Annotated in this window: 15 protein-coding genes and 1 pseudogene; 8 read left to right on the plus strand and 8 right to left on the minus strand. The window is 39.4% G+C overall.

Going from position 1 to position 22101, the window contains the following annotated elements:
- Positions 1-26: 26 nt before the first annotated feature.
- On the minus strand, positions 27-1949 hold the full coding sequence (locus A8M50_RS03020) for an LTA synthase family protein (RefSeq protein ID WP_005646521.1): 1923 nt from the start codon (positions 1947-1949) through the stop codon (positions 27-29).
- 283 nt (positions 1950-2232) lie between these two features.
- Complete coding sequence (locus tag A8M50_RS03025) at positions 2233-4503, minus strand: NADP-dependent malic enzyme (RefSeq protein ID WP_005646657.1); 2271 nt, start codon at positions 4501-4503, stop codon at positions 2233-2235.
- Between the two features lie 196 nt (positions 4504-4699).
- Between A8M50_RS03025 and A8M50_RS03030 the strand changes: the two genes are divergently transcribed.
- From A8M50_RS03030 to A8M50_RS03040, 3 genes are all read left to right on the plus strand, one after another.
- Entirely contained in the window at positions 4700-5320 is a 621-nt protein-coding gene (locus A8M50_RS03030; protein WP_005646477.1) for a DUF1919 domain-containing protein, read from the plus strand.
- A 90-nt stretch (positions 5321-5410) separates the two neighbouring features.
- Positions 5411-6109, plus strand: coding sequence for a 16S rRNA pseudouridine(516) synthase RsuA (gene rsuA, locus A8M50_RS03035; RefSeq protein ID WP_005646535.1), 699 nt, complete (start codon positions 5411-5413; stop codon positions 6107-6109).
- Between the two features lies 1 nt (position 6110).
- Positions 6111-7313, plus strand: coding sequence for a Bcr/CflA family multidrug efflux MFS transporter (locus tag A8M50_RS03040; RefSeq protein ID WP_005646508.1), 1203 nt, complete (start codon positions 6111-6113; stop codon positions 7311-7313).
- A 50-nt stretch (positions 7314-7363) separates the two neighbouring features.
- Here A8M50_RS03040 and A8M50_RS03045 read toward each other — a convergent pair.
- Together A8M50_RS03045 and A8M50_RS03050 are read right to left on the minus strand one after the other, a co-directional pair.
- A pseudogene (locus tag A8M50_RS03045) lies at positions 7364-8237 on the minus strand (DMT family transporter).
- Positions 8219-9019 (minus strand): HI_1241 family integral membrane domain, encoded by an 801-nt coding sequence (locus A8M50_RS03050; RefSeq protein WP_005646555.1) that lies wholly within the window; start codon positions 9017-9019, stop codon positions 8219-8221. The pseudogene A8M50_RS03045 and the gene A8M50_RS03050 overlap by 19 nt, the downstream one beginning before the upstream one ends.
- 97 nt (positions 9020-9116) lie before the next feature.
- Between A8M50_RS03050 and A8M50_RS03055 the strand changes: the two genes are divergently transcribed.
- Both A8M50_RS03055 and proA read left to right on the plus strand, forming a co-directional pair.
- Positions 9117-9779 (plus strand): trimeric intracellular cation channel family protein, encoded by a 663-nt coding sequence (locus A8M50_RS03055; RefSeq protein WP_005646565.1) that lies wholly within the window; start codon positions 9117-9119, stop codon positions 9777-9779.
- A 20-nt stretch (positions 9780-9799) separates the two neighbouring features.
- A complete protein-coding gene (gene proA, locus A8M50_RS03060) occupies positions 9800-11053 on the plus strand; it encodes a glutamate-5-semialdehyde dehydrogenase (protein ID WP_005646677.1) in 1254 nt (417 codons plus the stop codon).
- A gap of 79 nt (positions 11054-11132) precedes the next feature.
- On the opposite strand, the gene dnaJ is transcribed toward proA, so the two are convergent.
- The 3 genes from dnaJ to dnaK form a co-directional block, all read right to left on the minus strand.
- Positions 11133-12281: a molecular chaperone DnaJ gene (gene dnaJ, locus A8M50_RS03065; protein ID WP_005646659.1), complete on the minus strand. Its 1149-nt coding sequence runs from the start codon at positions 12279-12281 to the stop codon at positions 11133-11135.
- A 62-nt stretch (positions 12282-12343) separates the two neighbouring features.
- The gene (locus A8M50_RS03070; protein WP_005634784.1) at positions 12344-12748 is read right to left on the minus strand and encodes a GyrI-like domain-containing protein; all 405 of its coding nucleotides are present in this window, start codon (positions 12746-12748) and stop codon (positions 12344-12346) included.
- Positions 12749-12980: 232 nt separating this feature from the next.
- On the minus strand, positions 12981-14888 hold the full coding sequence (dnaK, locus tag A8M50_RS03075; RefSeq protein ID WP_005646510.1) for a molecular chaperone DnaK: 1908 nt from the start codon (positions 14886-14888) through the stop codon (positions 12981-12983).
- A gap of 251 nt (positions 14889-15139) precedes the next feature.
- On the opposite strand from dnaK, the gene A8M50_RS03080 reads away from it, so the two are divergent.
- Complete coding sequence (locus A8M50_RS03080; protein ID WP_005646622.1) at positions 15140-16582, plus strand: YdgA family protein; 1443 nt, start codon at positions 15140-15142, stop codon at positions 16580-16582.
- A gap of 65 nt (positions 16583-16647) precedes the next feature.
- On the opposite strand, the gene mgsA is transcribed toward A8M50_RS03080, so the two are convergent.
- Positions 16648-17106, minus strand: coding sequence for a methylglyoxal synthase (mgsA, locus tag A8M50_RS03085; RefSeq protein WP_005646625.1), 459 nt, complete (start codon positions 17104-17106; stop codon positions 16648-16650).
- Positions 17107-17409: 303 nt separating this feature from the next.
- Here mgsA and aceE point away from each other — a divergent pair, with 303 nt between their 5' ends.
- A complete protein-coding gene (gene aceE, locus A8M50_RS03090; protein WP_005646501.1) occupies positions 17410-20070 on the plus strand; it encodes a pyruvate dehydrogenase (acetyl-transferring), homodimeric type in 2661 nt (886 codons plus the stop codon).
- A gap of 62 nt (positions 20071-20132) precedes the next feature.
- Positions 20133-22013, plus strand: a complete 1881-nt coding sequence (gene aceF / locus A8M50_RS03095) for a pyruvate dehydrogenase complex dihydrolipoyllysine-residue acetyltransferase (protein ID WP_005646575.1) — start codon at positions 20133-20135, stop codon at positions 22011-22013.
- The last annotated feature ends 88 nt before the right edge of the window (positions 22014-22101 follow it).

A 22101-nucleotide genomic window follows, 5' to 3' on the forward strand; every position in this document is an offset into this window, starting at 1 on the left:
AACGCCAGCTTAAGCTGGCGTCCCGTTTATTTGTTTTCACCTGAAGAATACAAGCGATTTTTATATAAATAACTGCCTAATAAAGCGTGAGCCAATGCTTCTTTTTTCATTGCATCAGGCACGTCTTTTGGCGTTAAAGTTTCTGAAGCTTTATCATAATGATAACCTTGTGCCGCTTTATTTGGCATTTGAATCACCACATCATTATTGCCTTTCATCATTGCTTGAGTTTGATCGTATTGCATAAAGGCACGATCTGGGTTTACATCTTGCGTTAAATCAAAGCCAATCATTGGATAATTGCCACTGATGCCAGCTAAAGAAAGCAATGTGGTTGGCATATCAATTTGGCTCACAAGACGGCTGTCACGACGTGGCGTAATGCCATCACCAAGAATCAAAGCTGGAATATGGAAATGCTTAATCGGCACAAGACTTGCTCCGCCTACACGAGAATCGTGATCCGCAACAATTAAGAAAATCGTATCTTTCCAATAATTAGACTGTTTTGCCATTTTAAAGAAATGACCTAACGCATAATCCGCATATTTTGCTGCGTTATTACGAGTGGCTTTTGGTTGCTCATAAAGCTCAATCTTGCCATCTGGATATTCAAATGGATCGTGATTGCTGGAACTAAACACTAAACTAAAGAACGGTTTACCTTCATTTTGTAATTTCGTGAAGGTTTCATTGGCTTTATCAAATAAATCCTCATCACTCACACCCCAAGTGCCAGTAAATTTTGGATTTTGGTAATCTTGTTGATCCCAAATATCTTTAAAACCATTGCCGTAGAAAAAGCTCGCCATATTGTCGAAATGCTTTTCACCGCCATAAATAAAGGAAGTGTTATAACCTTGTTTATGTAGTAAATCCGCAATAGTAAAGAAACCACTTTGGGCATTATTAAGTTTTACCACTGCACGAGCTGGTGTTGGCGTAAAACCTGCGGTTGTTGCTTCAATACCACGTACTGAACGCGTACCTGTTGCATAAAGATTTTCAAATAACCACCCTTCTTTTGCAAGCTGATCCACATTTGGAGAAAGTGGTTTGCCACCGAGCGTTCCAATAAATTGAGCGCCGAGACTTTCTTGTAACAAAATCACGATATTTTTAGGTTTACCCTGATAAGTCGCGACATTTTTCGTTAAAGTTGGATATTTATCTGAAATATAATCGCTGTCTGGACGACCACGACTGGCTTTAACAATACGAAACATTTCATCTGCATCCATTTTCCCGTACATTTCTGAAGATTTTTCTTCATCTTTAAATTGCTGTGCGGCATAAATGACGGAATAACCCGAGTTAAGCACCAAAGAATTAACTAACGCATCGGAAGAAAATGCCACCATGGCGGGATTAATACCGCGGTGTTGAAAACTTGAACGCGCCCCAAGGAAGCTCACGACAATAACAAGCAAAGCAATCAGAGGGAGAAGCTTCCAACTGATTGAACGTAAATTTTTGACTGCCCAACCAGAAATTTTCCAATAAATCACAGCGGCTAAAATCGTGAAAACAAGGCTAAAAATCACCGCACTTAAATGCCCTTCCGCAAGCATTGAAAAAACTTCTTTCGGATAAATCAGATATTCGATAAATAAACGATTTGGTCGGTAATCGTAGGTTTCAATAAAGGCAGGTGTGGCAATTTCCATAAAGATAATAAACACGCTGCCAAGCGTTAACCAAATGCGTAAAATTTTTACCCAAACTTTACTGCTATGGAACAATGTTGTGAGCAATGCAGGTACACCAAATAAATAACAGAGAGCAACAACATCCATTCGTACACCTTGCAAAAATAATTGCAACCAGCCATCTACGGCGGATACACGCTCTGATTGCCATACAGCAAGTCCCAAACGGGATAAAGAAAGAATGATGAGATTAATCAACACGATGAAGATGGGGAATAAAGGAGAATGCGCTTTTTTCATTGTAAAAACCACTAACAAAACGGCATACAAGCCGTATTAAATTGAAGAAAGATAGGCAACTGTCTATCGGTCGGTTCCTTTTCGACACGACAAAAGTCTTAAAGTGCGGTCAATTTTCGCATAGTTTTACTTAATCTCAAATGTAAACAATATGCCAAATTCTGTGTAGAACGATTTTAACCAATAACATTCAATAGAATGATAAAAATAAAGCCCCGAGAAAAATCGAGGCTTTGTTAAGTAAACGACGGAAATTTAATAAAAATTCACCGCACTTTTTTGATTACTCTTGTTGTGCTTTCACCGCAGCATAGGCAATCATATTAATAATACGACGAACAGACGCCCCCGGATTAAGAATATGCGCAGATTTGTTCATACCCATTAAGATCGGGCCAACAGTAATTGCCGTAGTGGTGCCGCGCAATAAGCTATAACTAATACGTGATGCGCTCAAATCAGGGAACACTAATAAATTTGCGCTTCCTTTCAATGGGCTATCAGGCATGACTTCTTTACGGTGAGCTTCATTCATCGCTAAATCACCGCGCATTTCACCATCGATCATTAAGTGTGGATTACGCTCTTTTACGATCTGTAACACTTCACGCATTTTTGGTGCACCGAGTGAATTAGAGGAACCAAAATTAGAATGAGAAAGCAATGCAACTGCAGGTTCAATACCGAAACGGTGAATTTCTTCTGCGGCCATTAAGGTGATTTCGGCTAATTCTTCTGTTGTTGGATTACTGTTTACATGAGTATCAGTTAAGAATACGTTACCTGTTGGTAATACAAGGCTATTTAAAGCAGCAGCAGTTTTCACACCATCTTTTAAGCCAATAATATCGCGAATAGATGCAAGGTGTTTTCCGTATGAACCAAATAAACCACATACTAAAGCATCTGCATAACCTAAGCTAAGCAATGTAGAAGCTAATACGGTGGTATTAGAACGCACGACACGTTTTGCGATTGCAGGTGTAATGCCTTTACGTTTAGTAAGTTCGTAATAGTGTTTCCAACATTCTTCATAGCGAGGATTATCTTCGTTATCCACAATTTCAAAATCCACACCCGCAGTTAAACGTAAGCCAAGTTTTTTAATTTTTTCTTCAATCACGCTACGGCGACCAATTAAAATTGGATTTGCCAAGCCCATTGAAATCACTTCTTGGGTGGCATGCAATGCTTTATTTTCTTCCCCTTCCGCTAAAATAATGCGTTGTTTTGCCGCTTTTGCTTGGCTGAAAATAGGGCGCATAAACAAGCTCGTTTTGTAAACAAACTGAGTTAGTTTTTCAACATAAGCATCCCAATTTTGAATTGGACGAGTTGCCACACCAGATTCCATTGCAGCTTTTGCTACCGCTGGTGCGATACGCACAATTAAGCGAGGATCAAATGGACGAGGAATCACATAATCTGCACCAAATGTCGCGCCTTCACCACCGTAAGCAGAAGTTACAACTTCATTTTGCTCTTCTAATGCAAGGTCGGCGATGGCATAAACTGCCGCACGTTTCATTTCTTCATTAATAGTGGTTGCGCCCACATCTAATGCGCCACGGAAAATGAATGGGAAACAAAGCACGTTATTTACTTGGTTTGGATAATCAGATCGGCCTGTACATACAATCGCATCAGGACGAACCGCTTTCGCTTCTGGCGGGGTAATTTCAGGATTTGGGTTAGCTAAAGCAAGAATAATTGGATGCGCAGCCATGGTTTTCACCATATCTTGTGTAAGCGCACCAGCTGCGGAACAACCTAAGAAAATATCTGCATTTGGAATCGCATCGCCAAGTTTACGCCAGCCATTATCTTCAATTGCATAATCTTTTTTGGTTTGATCCATTTTGTCATCACGACCTTTATATACCACGCCTTTCGAGTCGCAAACCGTGATATTTTCACGTTTCATACCTAAAGAAAGCAATAAGTTCAAGCACGCGATAGATGCAGCTCCCGCACCAGAGGCAACAAGTCGAACATCTTCAATTTTTTTACCTACAATACGAAGAGAATTGATGATCGCGGCAGCACTGATGATCGCCGTACCATGTTGGTCATCATGGAATACAGGAATATTCATTCTCTCACGCAATTTTTGTTCAATATAGAAACATTCTGGTGCTTTAATATCTTCTAAATTGATCCCACCGAAAGTCGGCTCTAACGAGGCAATAATATCGACAAGTTTATCGGGATCATGTTCATTCACTTCAATATCAAATACGTTGATACCAGCGAATTTTTTGAACAATACGCCCTTCCCTTCCATTACAGGTTTGCCCGCAAGCGCGCCAATATTACCAAGACCAAGTACCGCTGTACCATTGGAAATCACCGCCACTAAATTTCCACGTGCTGTATATTTGTAAGAGGCGGCAGGATCTTTTTCAATTTCTAAACAAGGCTCTGCCACACCCGGTGAATAAGCTAAAGCCAGATCGCGTTGCGTTGCTAATGATTTTGTTGGGGTAACTTCGATTTTTCCAGGAATTGGGAATTCGTGGAAATCTAAGGCAGCTTGACGTAATTGTTCGCTCATAATAAATGCTCCATTTTATTGAAACAGGATTGAAATATTGCGTCGATTATAGCGGCTTTTTATTAAAAAAATTGTGACAGACTGCAAATTTTCACAAAATCATTACAAAATTTTTTGATGCGTAGCATTAGCTAGACTTTTCATTTTTCAGCAAAAAAGGTAGGATTTTCACAAGAGAATCATTGAGGATAATAAAATGAATCCATTTCAAAAAATTAAAAGTGCGGTGAATAAATGCCAAAGATTTTTTATCAATCGTTCATTACAACGTAAATTGACTAACCAAGGCATGACTGTCATTTCTGCCAATTGCGTGGGGGCTTTTATCTTACATGATTTGCACCAGCCGTTTAATTCCCCTTTTGTGAATCTCTATCTCTCGCCACAGGATTTCTTGCGTTATTTACAAAATATGGATTTCTATCTCACTCAACCTCTCACATTCGTACAAACAGAAAAAAGTTATCCAGTGGGAAAACTTGCCGATCTTGAAATTCATTTTATGCACTATCACAGTGAGCAAGAAGCCAATGAAAAATGGCAACTTCGCACGTCACGAATGAATTTCGATAATCTTTTTATTATGATGACAGATCGAGATGGTGTAACCGAAAAAGACATTCAACTTTTTGATCAACTCCCTTTCAAAAATAAAGTGATTTTTACTCACAAGCCCTGTCCTGCTTTTACATCGGCTTATTATATAAAAGGCTTCGAGAAGCAAAATCAGGTGGGCGATATTTTTGAATTTTCTGGCTGGAATGGGAAAAAATATTACGATCAATTCGATTACGTGAAGTGGTTTAACCAAGCTTAATAGATAAAGGCTGCATTGCAGCCTTTTTTGTTTCGTTCTAAAAGCAAAAACCTGTACAATGCCTAGCGAATTTTAACAAGAGAAAACATAATGAGATTAGATAAATTTATTGCTGAAAATATGGGATTAACTCGTTCTCAAGCAACAAAAGCGATCCGCCAAAGTGCGGTAAAAATCAACGGTGAAATTGTCAAAAGTGGCTCAGTACAAATTTCACAAGAAGACGAAATTTATTTTGAAGATGAATTATTAACTTGGGTCGAAGAAGGCCAGTATTTTATGTTGAATAAACCACAAGGCTGTGTTTGTTCTAATGATGACGGCAACTATCCAACAATTTATCAATTTTTCGATTACCCTTTGGCTGGAAAACTACATAGCGCGGGTCGCTTAGATGTGGATACGACAGGTCTCGTATTGCTTACGGATGATGGACAATGGTCACATCGCATCACTTCGCCAAAACATCATTGTGAAAAAACCTATTTGGTGACATTAGCTGATCCCGTAGAAGAAAATTATGCTGCGGCTTGTGCGGAAGGCATTTTATTACGCGGAGAAAAAGAGCCCACTAAACCAGCAAAATTAGAAATCTTAGATGATTACAATGTGAATCTGACCATTTCTGAAGGTCGCTATCATCAAGTAAAACGTATGTTTGCCGCACTTGGGAATAAAGTTGTTGGGTTACATCGCTGGAAAATTGGGGATGTTGTGTTAGATGAATCCTTAGAAGAAGGCGAATACCGCCCATTAACTCAAAGTGAAATTGAAAAGTTAGTAAAATAATATGAATCAACAAAAATCTACTTTTATCTTTATTCTTACCCTCGGTATTCTCTCCATGCTACCGCCTTTTGGCGTGGATATGTATTTGCCGTCTTTTTTAGAAATTGCGAAAGATCTCGGCGTGAGTCCAGAACAAGTACAACACACGCTCACTTCTTTTGCTTATGGCATGGCGTTTGGTCAGCTTTTCTGGGGGCCTTTTGGTGATAGTTTCGGACGAAAACCGATCATTTTACTCGGTGTCATTGTGGGCGCATTAACAGCTTTAGTACTCACCGAAATAAATTCAGTCGGAAATTTCACCGCTCTTCGTTTTGTGCAAGGTTTCTTTGGTGCCGCACCTGTTGTACTTTCTGGCGCATTATTACGTGATTTATTTAGTAAAGATCAGCTATCCAAAGTGATGTCCACCATCACGTTAGTATTTATGCTTGCCCCTTTAGTTGCGCCAATTATTGGTGGTTACATCGTTAAATTTTTCCATTGGCATGCGATTTTTTACGTTATTTCGCTTGTGGGATTATCAGCCGCTGCATTGGTCTTTTTCATCATTCCAGAAACCCATAAAAAAGAAAATCGTATTCCGCTGCGCTTAAATATTATCGCTCGCAATTTCCTTCTGCTTTGGAAGCAAAAAGAAGTGCTCGGCTATATGTTTGCCGCATCCTTTGGTTTTGGTGGGTTATTTGCTTTTGTGACTGCAGGATCAATTGTCTATATCGGCATTTATGGGGTTCCCGTCGACCAGTTCGGTTACTTCTTCATGATGAATATCGTTACGATGATCTTTGCCTCTTTTTTAAATAGCCGATTTGTCACTAAAGTGGGCGCAGAAACAATGTTACGGATAGCCCTCGCAATTCAATTCCTTTCTGGAATGTGGCTAATTTTGACCGCAATTTTAGATCTCGGTTTTTGGCCAATGGCAATTGGCGTTGCCTTTTTCGTCGGTCCAAACCCGGTGATTTCATCAAATTCAATGGCATCAGCTTTAGAAAGATGTCCTCAAATGGCAGGAACAGCAAATTCTTTGATTGGTAGCGTACGTTTTGCAGTGGGTGCAATTATGGGAAGTTTAGTCGCGTCAATGAAGATGGATACTGCCGCACCAATGCTCTTTACTATGGGGGCATGTGTTGCGATTTCCGTGTTGGCGTATTACTTTCTAACTAGCCGAAATCTTAAAAAATCTGAGAGAAAATAAGATCACAATTCATCATTGTTCCCTCAATATTAGTGAGGGAACATTAATTTCTAACGTTTCGATCCTAAATAAATCGCAAATAAAGTGAGCAATGCACCAAGCCATTGCCAAAGATTAATCGCTTTATCCAAATAGAAATAATCAATCAACAATGCAGCTACTGGCTCCGTGAGTAACAATAATCCAGTAACACTTAGAGAAAGCAAAGGGATTGAATAAGCAATCATGCTCCAAGCAATGCACTGCATTACTGCACCGTAAATGACGACTAATCCCCAATCCTGCCATGTTGTTGGATAAAGATTGTTTGAAAGATGGGACAAGCAGCACTAAAGCACCTGTCAAACTGATAATTAACATCAATGGAAATAATGCCGTTTGCTCTTCTTGATGAACTTTTTTCACCATCACCATAGAACCAGCCAACATTACCGCTGAAATTAAACCAATCACGATGCCATAAATGCCGTCAATATTATGCTGTAATTCTTCGACGGAAATTAACGCGACACCAAGCACAGCTAAAAACAAGCTGAGTATTTGTAGTTTACTTTGACGTTCTGCAAAAAAGACAAAACCAATGGCTGCCAAACAAAAAATTTGCAAGCTATTTAATAAGGTAGAAATGCCAGGACCTACGGCGTAAATACTTTCATGCCAAAAGGCAAGATCAAACGCTAAAAATCCCCCTGAAAGTGCGGCAAAAAATAAGGCTTTTTTACTTTTTGGAAAATGTTGGCGTTTTAGTTTCATTAAAAAATAGAAAATGCCCGATGCAATTAATAATCGCCAAAAAGCAATTGCATAAGCACAGACAGGCACAAACTTAACAATCAAACTACCTAAGCCAAATAAAATACAGCCTACCACCAACATCAAAGAGGCAATATTATTTTGCTTTTCCATTAAGCGAAGAGCATCCATAACGGCAAGCAAACCGCAATAAATAATAGGATAAATAAACTATTGGCAGATAATTTCCACTTTTGGAAACTATGCAGAATCAGAATAGCTGCAATAACAAAATGGCAAACAAAATAAATGATGTAAGCGAAAATACTGTCAGAATTAACCACACTTTCCATGCCATTTAAAAGTAAAAATAAGAACATTGCCAAAGCATTTAAGGACAGCAATATAATCATGGCTAAGGGCAACAATGCAATAAAACCTTGTAAACGATTTCGTGCAATAACAAGCGCAAGATTTGCCAAAATCACTCCAGATAAAATCGGTGCAAACGGGTTATATCCAGCAAAATCACTCGCAGGAAGCACGGTAAAAATCATTAAATAACTCAAGCAACCTAAACCCGCAATTAATGCAGCCATCAATAAAAAGCTGTTACGGATTTTTTCAGTTTTTGGTTGTTTCCAAATAAAATACACGACAGAAAGACCACATACGCTCATCACATTAGTAAGCGTGTGATTATTCTGTAATAGACTTATCACCAACCACACCGCCCAATAAATAGCAAAAGTCAGATTAACTTTGATTAAACGACCACGTTGTCCTGGGCAAATTTCGCCACGATAAAACACCAACAACGAAATTAGCTGTGCAACCAACACACCTACACCTAAATGAGGCATTGTTTGCTTTTCAGATTGCAAAGAAAAAATAAATAGATCGATGCCAAGCACCATTGAGATCGATAATACCGCAAGCAATGCCGCGATATATTTAGAAGATTGTTCTGACATAATTTTGACGTCTGAAAAAATAATGCGCCATTATGCTAAAAATTCATTAAATTTTAAAGTAGAATGAAACCAATTATAACCGCACTTAGGTACATGAATGTTACTTAGTATTTTATATATCATCGGTATCACCGCTGAAGGAATGACAGGTGCACTTGCGGCTGGTCGTGAAAAAATGGATATTTTTGGCGTGATAATTATCGCGTCCGTCACTGCCATTGGCGGCGGCTCTGTGCGTGATGTACTACTCGGGCATTACCCTCTTGGCTGGGTTAAGCACCCGGAATATTTTTTAATGGTGGCAAGTGCTGCGGTGATTACCGTATATGTTGCGCCATTCATTAATCATTTTATGCGCTACTTTCGCACTATTTTCTTGGTGCTTGATGCGATGGGATTAGTGGTGTATTCCATTATTGGCGCACAAATTGCGATGGATATGGGACATGGCCTCACCATTGTAAGCATTGCAGGCTGTATTACAGGGGCCTTTGGCGGGGTTCTACGCGATATGCTATGCAATCGAATTCCTCTCGTGTTCCAAAAAGAACTCTACGCCAGTATTGCGCTATTTGCCACGCTAACTTATTACGCATTAAGCACACTTCAAGTAGAACATACGCTTGCCGTATTACTCACACTTATTAGTAGCTTTACTTTACGCCTTTTAGCCATTCATTTTGAATGGGGTTTGCCGGTGTTTAATTACCAAGAACTCACATCGGAAGAACAAGATAAGCTGCCAAATAAAAAGAAATAAATACAATAAAGGAAATAACTATGTTAGAACAAATGGGTAAACAAGCCAAAGATGCTGCATTTATCTTAGCTCAACTCACCACTGCTGAAAAAAATCGTGCATTATCCATTATTGCAGAACAACTCGAACAACAAGCACCGCTTATCTTAGCCGAAAACGCAAAAGATATTGAACTTGCCAAACAAAATGGATTGTCTGATGCCTTAATTGATCGCCTACTGCTCACACAAGAACGTTTGCAAGGCATTGCTGATGATGTACGCCATGTTATTTCACTTTCAGATCCCGTAGGGAAAATCATAGACGGCGGTACATTGGATAGCGGACTTAAAATCGAACGCGTACGCACTCCGCTCGGCGTCATTGGCACAATTTATGAGGCTCGCCCAAATGTGACCATTGATGTGGCAAGTCTTTGCCTTAAAACCGGTAATGCAGTGATTTTACGCGGCGGTAAGGAAACACAGTTTTCTAACAAGATCTTAATCGAAGTTGTGCAAAATGCTTTGCAGCAAGCCGGCTTACCAAAATTCGCAGTGCAAGCCATTACTGATCCAAACCGTGAACTCGTTATGCAATTATTAAAACTAGATCGCTATGTAGATATGGTTATTCCTCGTGGTGGAGCGGGTTTACATGAATTGTGTAAACAACATTCGACTATTCCTGTTATTGTGGGTGGCGTGGGTGTTTGCCATACTTTCGTTGAAGAAAGTGCGGATCAAAATAAAGCGATTTTTGTTATTGATAACGCTAAAACCCAACGTCCAAGCACCTGTAACACATTGGAGACGTTGTTAGTTCAGCGTTCTATTGCTGAAGAATTTTTACCAAAACTCGTCTCTCACCTTTCCGCTAAAAACGTAAAATATCATGCAAAATCCACCGCACTTAATATATTGAAACAAGCGGGTGCGAATGTCTGCGAAGTGACAGAAAAAGAATTGCGTGAAGAATGGGGATCATTGGATTTGAATGTCGTTGTTGTGGAAGATGTTCATGCCGCTATTGAGCATATCCGCCAATATGGTACGCAACATTCTGAAAGTATTTTAACTTCCTCACAAAATCTAGCCCGTCAATTTATTAATCAAGTCGATGCCGCCGCCGTTTATGTGAATGCAAGCACACGCTTTACTGACGGCGGACAATTTGGATTAGGCGCAGAAGTTGCCGTGAGTACCCAAAAACTCCACGCTCGAGGCCCTATGGGATTAGAAGCATTAACTAGTTATAAATGGGTGTGTGAAGGCGAATACACCGTTCGCAAATAAAATCCAAAGTGCGGTAATTTTTAGAAGAGATTATTTGCATATAAAAAAAGTCCGCGAAATGCGGACTTTTTCATTATCTTTATTTGTCAGATTTACCCAAATTATCAAAGAATTTTTTCACACCGTCCAAAAATCCTGAAGATTTTGGTGCATGTTTACTTAAATCTTTACCTTGTAAACTTTCCTCAAGTTTTTGAAGTAATTCTTTTTGCTCGCTGGTTAAATTAACGGGCGTTTCTACCACAATACGGCAAATTAAATCACCCGCATAACCACTACGTGTAGAGGCGACACCTTTGCCTCGCATGCGGAATAATTTTCCAGTTTGCGTTTCAGCTGGGATTTTAAGCTTCACTCTGCCATCTAAGGTCGGCACTTCAATTTCACCGCCAAGGGCTGCAGTAGCAAAACTAATCGGTACTTCGCAATATAAGTTATTACCATCACGTTCAAAAATGTTATGTTCTCTCACGTGAATCACAACATATAAGTCTCCAGCTGGCGCGCCATTTTCGCCCGCTGCACCTTTGCCAGCTAAACGAAGTTGGTTGCCCGTATCTACGCCTGCAGGAATTTTTACTGAAAGATTTTCTTTCTTATGAACTCGCCCTTCGCCATGACAGCTGCGACAAGGTTTTTCAATTTTCTTACCGCTACCATGACAAGTTGGACAAATACTTTCAGATACAAAGAAACCTTGTTGACGACGAATTCGACCCGAACCGTGACAATGTGGACAAGTTTCCACTTTAGAACCTTTTTCAGCCCCAGAGCCACCACAGCTATCACAATGCGCAAGAGTATTGATTTGAATATCTTTGGTTGTACCTTTTACGGCTTCTTCTAAAGTAATTTCTAAGTCATAACGTAAGTCTTCGCCACGAACAACACGCTGACGACCACGTCCACCACCGCCGAAAATATCGCCAAAAATATCGCCGAACATATCGCCGAAATCAGCACCACTAAAGCCACCACCGAAACCACCTGCGCCACCACCTTGTTCAAAGGCTGCGTGACCATATTGATCGTAGGCTGCGCGTTTTTGATCGTCGCCTAATACTTCATAAGCTTCATTAATTTCTTTGAATTTTTCTTCTGCTTCTTTGCTACCTTGGTTTTTATCGGGGTGATGTTTAGACGCTAAACGTTTATACGCACGTTTAATGTCGTTCTCACTCGCCCCTTTTTGTAAGCCAAGGACTTCGTAGTAATCTTTTTTTGCCATAGTGTTTCCGTATTTTTATTTGCAAATATTTTGTCATTTCTGACCGCTTACATTCGCTATTTTTAGCAATGTGGGCAAATTGAAATGTAAATATCCACTTTTCCATTTGGATAATATTTCTCAAAATCCACTTTATAAGCACGTTTTAATAAGCCTTGCTTTTCTTTATTCCAAATGCGTTGCCACGTTTGAACTACTGATTCATAAGTCGTGGGGAAGATTTCATACCAAGTCAGATCTTCAATTTCAATGGTTGAAAAACTGCCTTCAGGTTTACTTTCTTGAGCAACAGCAACATCATAATAGCCCGTAAAATCCGATTCGTAATTCAGATAAACACCATAATAAGGCTCATTTTGAGGCAATTTTACAAAATTATTCTGCCAAAGCTGTCCAATCTTTTCTGCGGGATTTTCCTTTGTGTTATGCGTACGAATTGTAGCAAGTGGATAAAGTGTAAGTGGCATAACTATTCCTTAAATTTACAAAATTCTGGGTAAATTTGACCGCTTGTAACATACGCCTCTCTTTAGCAAAGAGGGGCGGGGGGGAGATTTGGCAGAAGTAAATTTAGCTCATAAGAAAATTTGATATCGCTATCAAATCTCCCCTAACCCTCTTTTCTAAAGAGGGGACTTCTTATATACACCAAAAGGGCGTGTTTCCACGCCCTTTGTTTATGCTAAGAAGAGCGGTGAATTATTTATTATCTTTCACTTCTTCAAATTCAGCATCTACCACGCCATCATCTTTTGCTGATGATTGTTGTGGTTGCTCGCCACCAGCTTGTTGAGCTTTTGCTTGAGCTGCTTGCATTAATGGTTCAGAGGCTTTAATTACCGCTTCAATTTTCGCTTCGATCTCTGCCTTGTCTTCGCCTTTTGCTGCAGTTTCAAGTTCGCTTACTGCTGCTTCAATTTTCTCTTTGTCTGAAGCAGCTAACGCATCACCTGCTTCGGTAATTTGTTTGCGAGTTGCGTGTGCGATACCATCTGCTTGGTTACGCGCTTGAACTAGCTCTTCAAATTTACGGTCTGCATCTGCGTTTGCTTCTGCATCACGAACCATTTGTTGGATTTCTTCATCAGATAAACCTGAAGATGCTTGAATGCGGATTTGTTGCTCTTTACCTGTGTTTTTATCTTTCGCAGATACGTTGATTACGCCGTTCGCATCGATATCAAATGTTACTTCGATTTGTGGCATACCACGCGGTGCAGGATTAATACCTTCTAGGTTGAATTGACCTAAAGATTTATTGTCTGCCGCACGTTTACGCTCACCTTGAAGAACGTGAATGGTTACCGCACTTTGGTTATCTTCTGCTGTTGAGAATACTTGCGATTTTTTAGTTGGAATCGTGGTATTTTTCTCAATTAAAGTGGTCATCACACCGCCCATGGTTTCGATACCAAGTGATAACGGAGTAACGTCTAATAAAAGAACGTCTTTCACATCACCTTTTAATACACCACCTTGAACTGCTGCACCGATTGCCACCGCTTCATCAGGGTTAACATCTTTACGAGCTTCCTTACCAAAGAACTCTGCAACTTTTTGTTGTACAAGTGGCATACGAGTTTGGCCACCCACAAGAATAATATCGTGAATTTCACTCACGCTTTTACCTGCATCTTTTAATACATCTTTCAAAGACTCAATTGAGCTTGCCACTAAATCTTCTACTAATGCTTCTAATTTTGCACGAGTGATATTTAATGCTAAGTGTTTAGGGCCTGTCGCATCTGCAGTGATGTAAGGTAAGTTTACTTCAGTAGATTGCGCTGATGAAAGTTCAATTTTTGCTTTCTCTGCTGCTTCTTTTACGCGTTGTAATGCCATTGGGTCATTACGTAAATCGATGTTTTGTTCTTTTTTGAACTCATCAATAATGTAATCAATTACACGGTTATCGAAGTCTTCACCACCTAAGTGAGTGTTACCACCTGTTGCCAATACTTCGAAAGTTTGTTCGCCATCAAAGTTATCAATTTCGATGATTGAAATATCGAATGTACCACCACCTAAGTCGTAAACAGCGATCACTTGGTTCTCTTTGCTTGAACCTAAACCGAACGCTAACGCAGCCGCTGTTGGTTCATTGATGATACGTTTAACATCTAAACCTGCGATTTTACCCGCATCAATAGTTGCTTGACGTTGTGCATCGTTAAAGTATGCTGGAACAGTAATTACCGCTTCTGTTACAGATTCACCCAAGAAATCTTCTGCAGTTTTTTTCATTTTCTTCAATACTTCAGCAGAGATTTGCGGTGGTGCTAATTTATCACCTTTTACGTTTACCCAAGCATCACCATTGTCAGCACGAGTAATTTCGAAAGGCATAATCTTAATATCGCGTTGAACTTCTTCGCTTTCAAAACGTCGACCAATTAAACGTTTAATCGCAAACAATGTATTTTTCGGGTTAGTGATTGCTTGACGTTTTGCTGGCTGACCAACTAAAGTTTCATTATCTGTATAAGCAATAATTGAAGGGGTTGTACGTGCACCTTCTGCATTTTCAATTACGCGAGCTTTGTCGCCGTCCATTACTGCTACACAAGAGTTTGTTGTACCTAAGTCAATACCAATAATTTTTCCCATTTTGTACTCCTAGTAAAAATTTTAAAATTCGGGGTAATTTATTACGAGTTTTAAGATGTGGATATTCTTTCGCATTTCAAGAGAAAATTTTAAAAATTTTTTATTTCTTAAAGTGCGGTGATTTCCGTTCTTGTTTTCAAGATAAGTCTCAAATGATGAACTTCAAGGGGAAAACAAAAATTTTCAGGCAAGAAAAAGGGATTTGTGATAAATTTGGCGAAAATTTTTACTTTAAAACAGGAAAGAAATAAATGAAAAAATCAAAAATTGCTGCAGGCGTAGTCGTTGCTCTTGCTGCCGTTTGGTGTACAGGTGCATGGTTTACAGGGAAAAAAGCCGAAGAAGAATATTTACATCAACTAAAACAGTTAACTCAACTATTTACCAAAACCGATGTATTAGAAGAAAGTAAAATTTTTTATAAAAATATAAAATTTGATAGAGGATTATTTGCATCTCATATTCAAGATCAAATAGAAATCCACAAGGCAAATGAAACGATCATTATTCCTTTATCATCAACACTTTATCACGGGCCTTTGCCGCTTGATCGTGTGGCGAAACTGAATTTCGTTCCAACCATTTTTTCAAGCCAAACCTTGTTAGGAAAAAATGCAACAACTCAGCTATTCTTTGATATCACAAAATCAGAGAAACCGTTACAACTAAATGTCGCAATGAATTATTCATTAAGCGGTAATGCGGAATTGAAACTTGCATCGGGGCAATATCACAACGATCAATCTAAGGCTGATTTTGATTGGTCAAATGTCGTCTTAAATGTTGATTTAGACAAAAATGAACCGAGCAATTATACGCTATCCGTAGATGCATTTAATTCAAATGACCCAAATCATGCAGTTTCAACGGCTTCATCAATTAAAATAAAAGATCTTGTCGTACAAGGCTCACTACAAAGCACAAAATGGCCATTTATTTATAGTGGAAATATCAATAGTAAAATAGGCTATTTTGAGCAAAATACCGAATCTGCAGAGACTGGCGAAAGACTCTCTCTTATTCAGAAAAACAGCCAAGGAAATTTAACTACACAAGTTGAGGGTGATACAGTAAATATCATCAATAAAACAAATCTGGATGAATTAAATATTAACGGTAACAACTTAGGTAAAGTGACCAACAATGTAGAATTCAACCATATTGATGGCAACGCATTACAAGAACTTTTAAATATTTTAGTAGCAATAGGCAAGGCTGATTCAGATATGCCGTTACCTAAACCATTGGTGCAAAAATTACAACAAGCAGGCATGGTCATTGCGAATAATCAGCCTCAAATTAAATTAGCCCCTCTTTCTATTTCTGATGAAAAAGGCAAAGTGGCATTAGATCTGAACATTGCTTTAGTGCCAAATCCTAAATTTGATTTAATGCGCAGCGGCTTATACAAACAATTCAAAGATTTTTCGATCAATTTTGATGTGAACAAAGAAACTGCGATTTCCTTGTTATCTAAATTTGTACCAGAAAACCAAAAGCAAGATTTAGTTCACCGATTGAATGAATTAGTTACCGAAGGTGAAGTGAATGGCATTATCGTAAACACGGACAAAACCGTCACATTAACACTTGCTTTAGAGAATAACGAATTGAAACTAAACGGCAAAGCAATACCAGAAGAACAGTTGAAAATGATCCTCTTCATGCTTGTAATGGGGGGATTTGGGAGATAGCTAAAACAGGGCGATAAATTATCGCCCTGTTTCACGATGAAGTGCGGTAAATATTCTTTATCTTTTTAAGCTAAACGCTCTTTTAAATACCCTTCATAATCTGGCACTTCAATTTCCACATCTTGTTCAAATAAAACTGAAGTTAACATAAAATCTGCGGAGCTTTGATTAATCGCAACAGGGATATTCCACACTGTTGCAATACGCATGAGGGCTTTCACATCGGGATCATGTGGTGCGGCATTCATTGGATCCCAAAAGAAGATCATCATGTCGATTTTCTTTTCTGCGATTAATCCACCAAGTTGTTGGTCGCCGCCCATCGGACCACTTAATAAAGATTGAATGCTTAAACCTGTTTCTCGTTCTAAAATATGCCCTGTTGTACCAGTCGCATAAAGTATATGAGGAGCTAGAGCATCTTTGTGTTTTTGCGTCCAATTCAGTAAATTTTTTTTGCAGCTATCATGAGCCACAAGTGCAATACGTTTATGTTGAGTGAGCGTTCGAGTCGTTATATGCATGATTGATTCCTTTTTGAAAAAAGTTTGAAAACTTTAAAGCAAAGCCCTACAGAATGCAATGTTTTACTTATGATTTTAATAGGCTTTACAAAAGGCGAGAAAAAATTACCGCACTTTCAAAAGATTACCGATTAACACAGCACTCAACAGGGATATTTGATGAAAATTTACTATCTTTATCTCAAAAAATCTTCTAAAATTTGCAAGATTTGTTAAATGTTTGTAAAAAGGCAAGCATTTCTGATATTCGTGTTTAGTGCTGACTAAACTAATGTTCACTTAATTAACAGATAAGGAAAACCTATGTCTGAGATTTTAAAAAATGACGTTGATCCAATCGAAACTCAAGATTGGTTACAATCATTAGATTCTTTGATTCGTGAAGAAGGCGTAGAGCGTGCACAATATATTATTGAGCAAGTTATCGGCCAAGCACGCACCAACGGTGTTTCATTACCTACAGGTGTAACGACCGATTATGTCAACACTATTCCAGCTTCTGAACAACCTGCTTACCCTGGTGATCATGCTATTGAGCGTCGTATTCGTTCTGCTGTGCGTTGGAATGCTATTGCTATGGTATTGCGTAGTCAGAAGAAAGATCTTGACTTAGGTGGCCATATCTCAACTTTCCAATCTGCTGCAACTATGTATGAAGTTTGCTATAACCATTTCTTCAAAGCAGCGACAGAAAAAAACGGTGGCGACTTAATTTTCTTCCAAGGCCATGCTGCACCAGGTATGTATGCGCGTGCATTCTTAGAAGGTCGTTTAACTGAAGAACAAATGGATAACTTCCGTCAAGAAGCCTTTACCGATGGTTTATCTTCATATCCACACCCTAAATTAATGCCTGAATTCTGGCAATTCTCTACTGTGTCTATGGGTTTAGGCCCTGTAAATGCCATCTACCAAGCGCGTTTCTTAAAATACTTAGATAACCGTGGCTTAAAAGATACCAAAGATCAAAAAGTCTATGCATTCTTAGGCGATGGTGAAATGGATGAAATTGAGTCTAAAGGTGCATTAACTTTTGCGGCTCGTGAAAAATTAGATAACTTAATCTTCACTATCAGCTGTAACTTACAACGTTTAGATGGCCCTGTGAATGGTAACGGTAAAATCGTTCAAGAATTAGAAGGATTATTTACTGGTGCAGGCTGGGAAGTAATTAAAGTTTTATGGGGCAGCGATTGGGATAAATTATTCGCGAAAGATACTTCAGGTAAATTAACTCAGTTAATGATGGAAGTGGTTGATGGTGATTATTTAACCTTTAAATCTAAAGACGGTGCTTATGTTCGTGAACACTTCTTCGGTCGTTATCCAGAAACCGCTGCATTAGTTGCAGATATGACTGATGATGAAATTTGGGCATTACGCCGTGGTGCACACGATAGCGAAAAATTATATGCAGCCTATGCAAAAGCACAAAATGCAACGAAACCAGTTGTGATTTTAGCGCATCAAGTTAAAGGTTATAAAATTCCTGAAGCGGAAAGTAAAAACACCGCTCATCAATCTAAAAAAATGTCTTACGAAAGCCTTAAAGGTTTCCGTGACTACTTCGACTTACCATTGACTGATGAGCAAGTAGAAAAATTAGAATACATTAAATTTGCTGAAGGCACACCTGAATACGAATATTTACATGGTCACCGTAAAGCATTAAACGGCTATGTTCCTGCTCGTCGCACTAAATTTGATGTTGAATATAAAGTTCCTGCATTAGAGGAATTTAAAGCATTATTAGAAGAACAACCTCGTGGTATTTCAACCACTATGGCGTTTACTCGTGCATTAAACATCTTATTAAAAGATAAAAACATTGGTAAAACTATCGTTCCAATGATTGCGGATGAAGCACGTACTTTTGGTATGGAAGGTTTATTCCGTCAAGTGGGTATTTATAACCCACATGGTCAAAACTATGTTCCTTCAGATCGTGATTTAGTGGCTTACTACCGCGAAGCAAAAGATGGTCAAGTGCTACAAGAAGGTATCAATGAATTAGGTGCAACCGCATCTTGGTTAGCGGCAGCAAACTCGTACTCTGTCAATAACCAACCAATGATTCCATTCTTCATCTATTACTCAATGTTTGGTTTCCAACGTGTGGGCGATATGATGTGGGCGGCTGGTGACCAATTAGCTCGTGGTTTCATGGTGGGTGGTACTTCTGGTCGTACAACTCTGAACGGTGAAGGTTTACAACACGAAGATGGCCATAGCCATATTCAAGCAGGTATTATTCCGAACTGTGTCACTTACGACCCATCATTTGCATTTGAAGTCGCTGTAATTATGCAAGACGGTATTAACCGTATGTATGGCGAAAAACAAGAAGATGTATTCTATTACATGACAACATTAAATGAAGTCATGGATCAACCTGCTATGCCTGCTGGTGCGGAAGAAGGTATCCGCAAAGGTTTATATAAATTTGAAACAGTAGAAGGTAAAAAAGGCAAAGGCCACGTTCAATTGTTAGGTTCTGGTGCTATCATGCGTCACGTTCGTGAAGCGGCACAAATTCTTGCAAAAGATTATGGTGTCACCTCAGATGTATTCTCTGCACCTTCATTCAATGAATTAGCCCGTGAAGGTCATGATGCGGCACGTTGGAATTTATTACACCCAACAGAGACACAACGCGTGCCATACGTTGCTCAAGTATTAGCTGATTTACCAACCGTTGCTTCAACTGACTATGTTAAAGCATACGCAGATCAAATCCGTGCATTCGTACCAAGTCGTCATTATCATGTATTAGGTACAGATGGTTTCGGTCGTTCAGACAGCCGTGCAAACTTACGTGAACACTTCGAAGTTGATGCACGTTATGTTGTGGTTGCTGCACTTTCTCAATTAGCGAAAGAAGGTACAGCATCTAACCAAGTTGTTGCAGATGCGATTGCAAAATTCGGTTTGAATGTAGATCGTATCAATCCGCTTTACGCGTAATTGATGAAAACTGCGGTCAAAAAACATCGTGTTTTATGACCGCACTTTAAAAGGAACAAAAAATGTCAAAACAAATTCAAATTCCTGATATCGGTAGTGATGAAGTTACAGTAACAGAAGTCATGGTAAACGTAGGTGATACCATTTCTGTTGATCAATCTATCATTAACGTTGAAGGCGATAAAGCTTCAATGGAAGTGCCTGCACCAGAAGCGGGTGTTGTTAAAGAGGTTTTAGTCAAAGTGGGCGATAAAGTCACAACGGGCACCCCAATGCTCGTTTTAGAAGCTGCAGGCACTGCACCAGCGGCTGAAGCACCTGCTGCCCCAGTAGCCGCTACTGCGCCAACTGCGTCGGCTGTTATTGAAGTAAACGTACCAGACATCGGTTCTGATGAAGTAAACGTTACTGAAATTATGGTTAAAGTAGGTGATAGTGTTGAAATTGATCAATCAATCATCAATGTTGAAGGCGATAAAGCGTCAATGGAAGTTCCAGCACCAATCGCAGGTGTAGTAAAAGAAATTTTAATTAATGTCGGTGATAAAGTTTCAACTGGCAAACTCATCATGAAATTTGAAACGGCATCAGCTGCTGCGGTTGCACCAGCTCAAACAGCTGCGCCTGTAGCTGCCTCAACATCTGCAATTAAAGATGTGAATGTGCCAGATATTGGTGGTGATGAAGTCAATGTGACTGAAATCATGGTTGCCGTTGGTGATACCGTTTCAGAAGATCAATCATTAATTACCGTTGAAGGTGATAAAGCGTCAATGGAAGTTCCTGCTCCATTCGGCGGTGTCGTGAAAGAAATTCTCGTGAAATCAGGTGATAAAGTATCGACTGGTTCATTAATTATGCGCTTTGAAATAGCAGGTGCAGCGTCAGCTGAGGCAACATCTGCTCCAGCGCCACAAGTTGCATCGCCAGCTCCGACTGCACAGCCTGCTCAATCTGGCAATGTATCTGGCTTAAGCCAAGAGCAAGTGGTGGCAAGTGCTGGCTATGCGCATGCTACTCCAGTTATTCGTCGTTTAGCACGTGAATTTGGCGTAAACTTAGATAAAGTAAAAGGTACAGGTCGTAAAGGTCGTATCGTTAAAGAAGATATCGAAGCTTATGTGAAAACAGCAGTTAAAGCTTATGAAAGCGGTGCAACAGCACAAGCTGCCGGCAATGGCGTAGCGAATGGCGCTGGCTTAGACTTATTACCATGGCCAAAAGTTGATTTCAGTAAATTCGGTGAAGTAGAAGAAGTCGAATTAAGCCGTATCAATAAAATTTCAGGCGCTAACTTACATCGTAACTGGGTCATGATTCCACATGTTACTCACTTCGATAAAGCAGATATCACGGATTTAGAAGCATTCCGTAAAGAACAAAATGCGTTAGCAGAAAAACAAAAACTCGGCGTAAAAATCACGCCAGTTGTGTTCATTATGAAAGCGGTGGCAAAAGCATTAGAAGCGTATCCACGTTTCAACAGCTCAATTACCGAAGATGCTCAACGCTTAATCCTGAAAAAATATATTAACATCGGTGTCGCAGTAGATACACCAAACGGCTTAGTAGTGCCTGTATTCAAGAACGTCAACAAAAAAGGCATTATCGAACTTTCACGTGAATTAATGGAAGTATCGAAAAAAGCACGTGAAGGCAAATTGACTGCATCTGATATGCAAGGTGGCTGTTTCACTATTTCAAGCCTTGGCGGCATTGGTACAACTCACTTTGCACCAATCGTAAACGCGCCAGAAGTTGCCATCCTTGGTGTGTCTAAATCATCGATGGAACCAGTATGGAATGGTAAAGAATTTGCGCCACGCTTAATTCTTCCAATGTCATTATCATTTGACCACCGAGTCATTGATGGTGCAGATGGTGCACGATTCATCAGCTATATCGGTGCTGTATTAGCAGATTTACGCCGTTTGATTATGTAATAACGCCCCTTTCTTCTAATTAGAAGAAAGGGCGTTTTAGCAAATCCATTATGATCGCAAAAAGTGCGGTCAATATTTTGAACGTTTT

The sequence above is a fragment of the Haemophilus haemolyticus genome, from assembly GCF_001679045.1.
Taxonomy (GTDB): Bacteria; Pseudomonadota; Gammaproteobacteria; order Enterobacterales; family Pasteurellaceae; genus Haemophilus; species Haemophilus haemolyticus.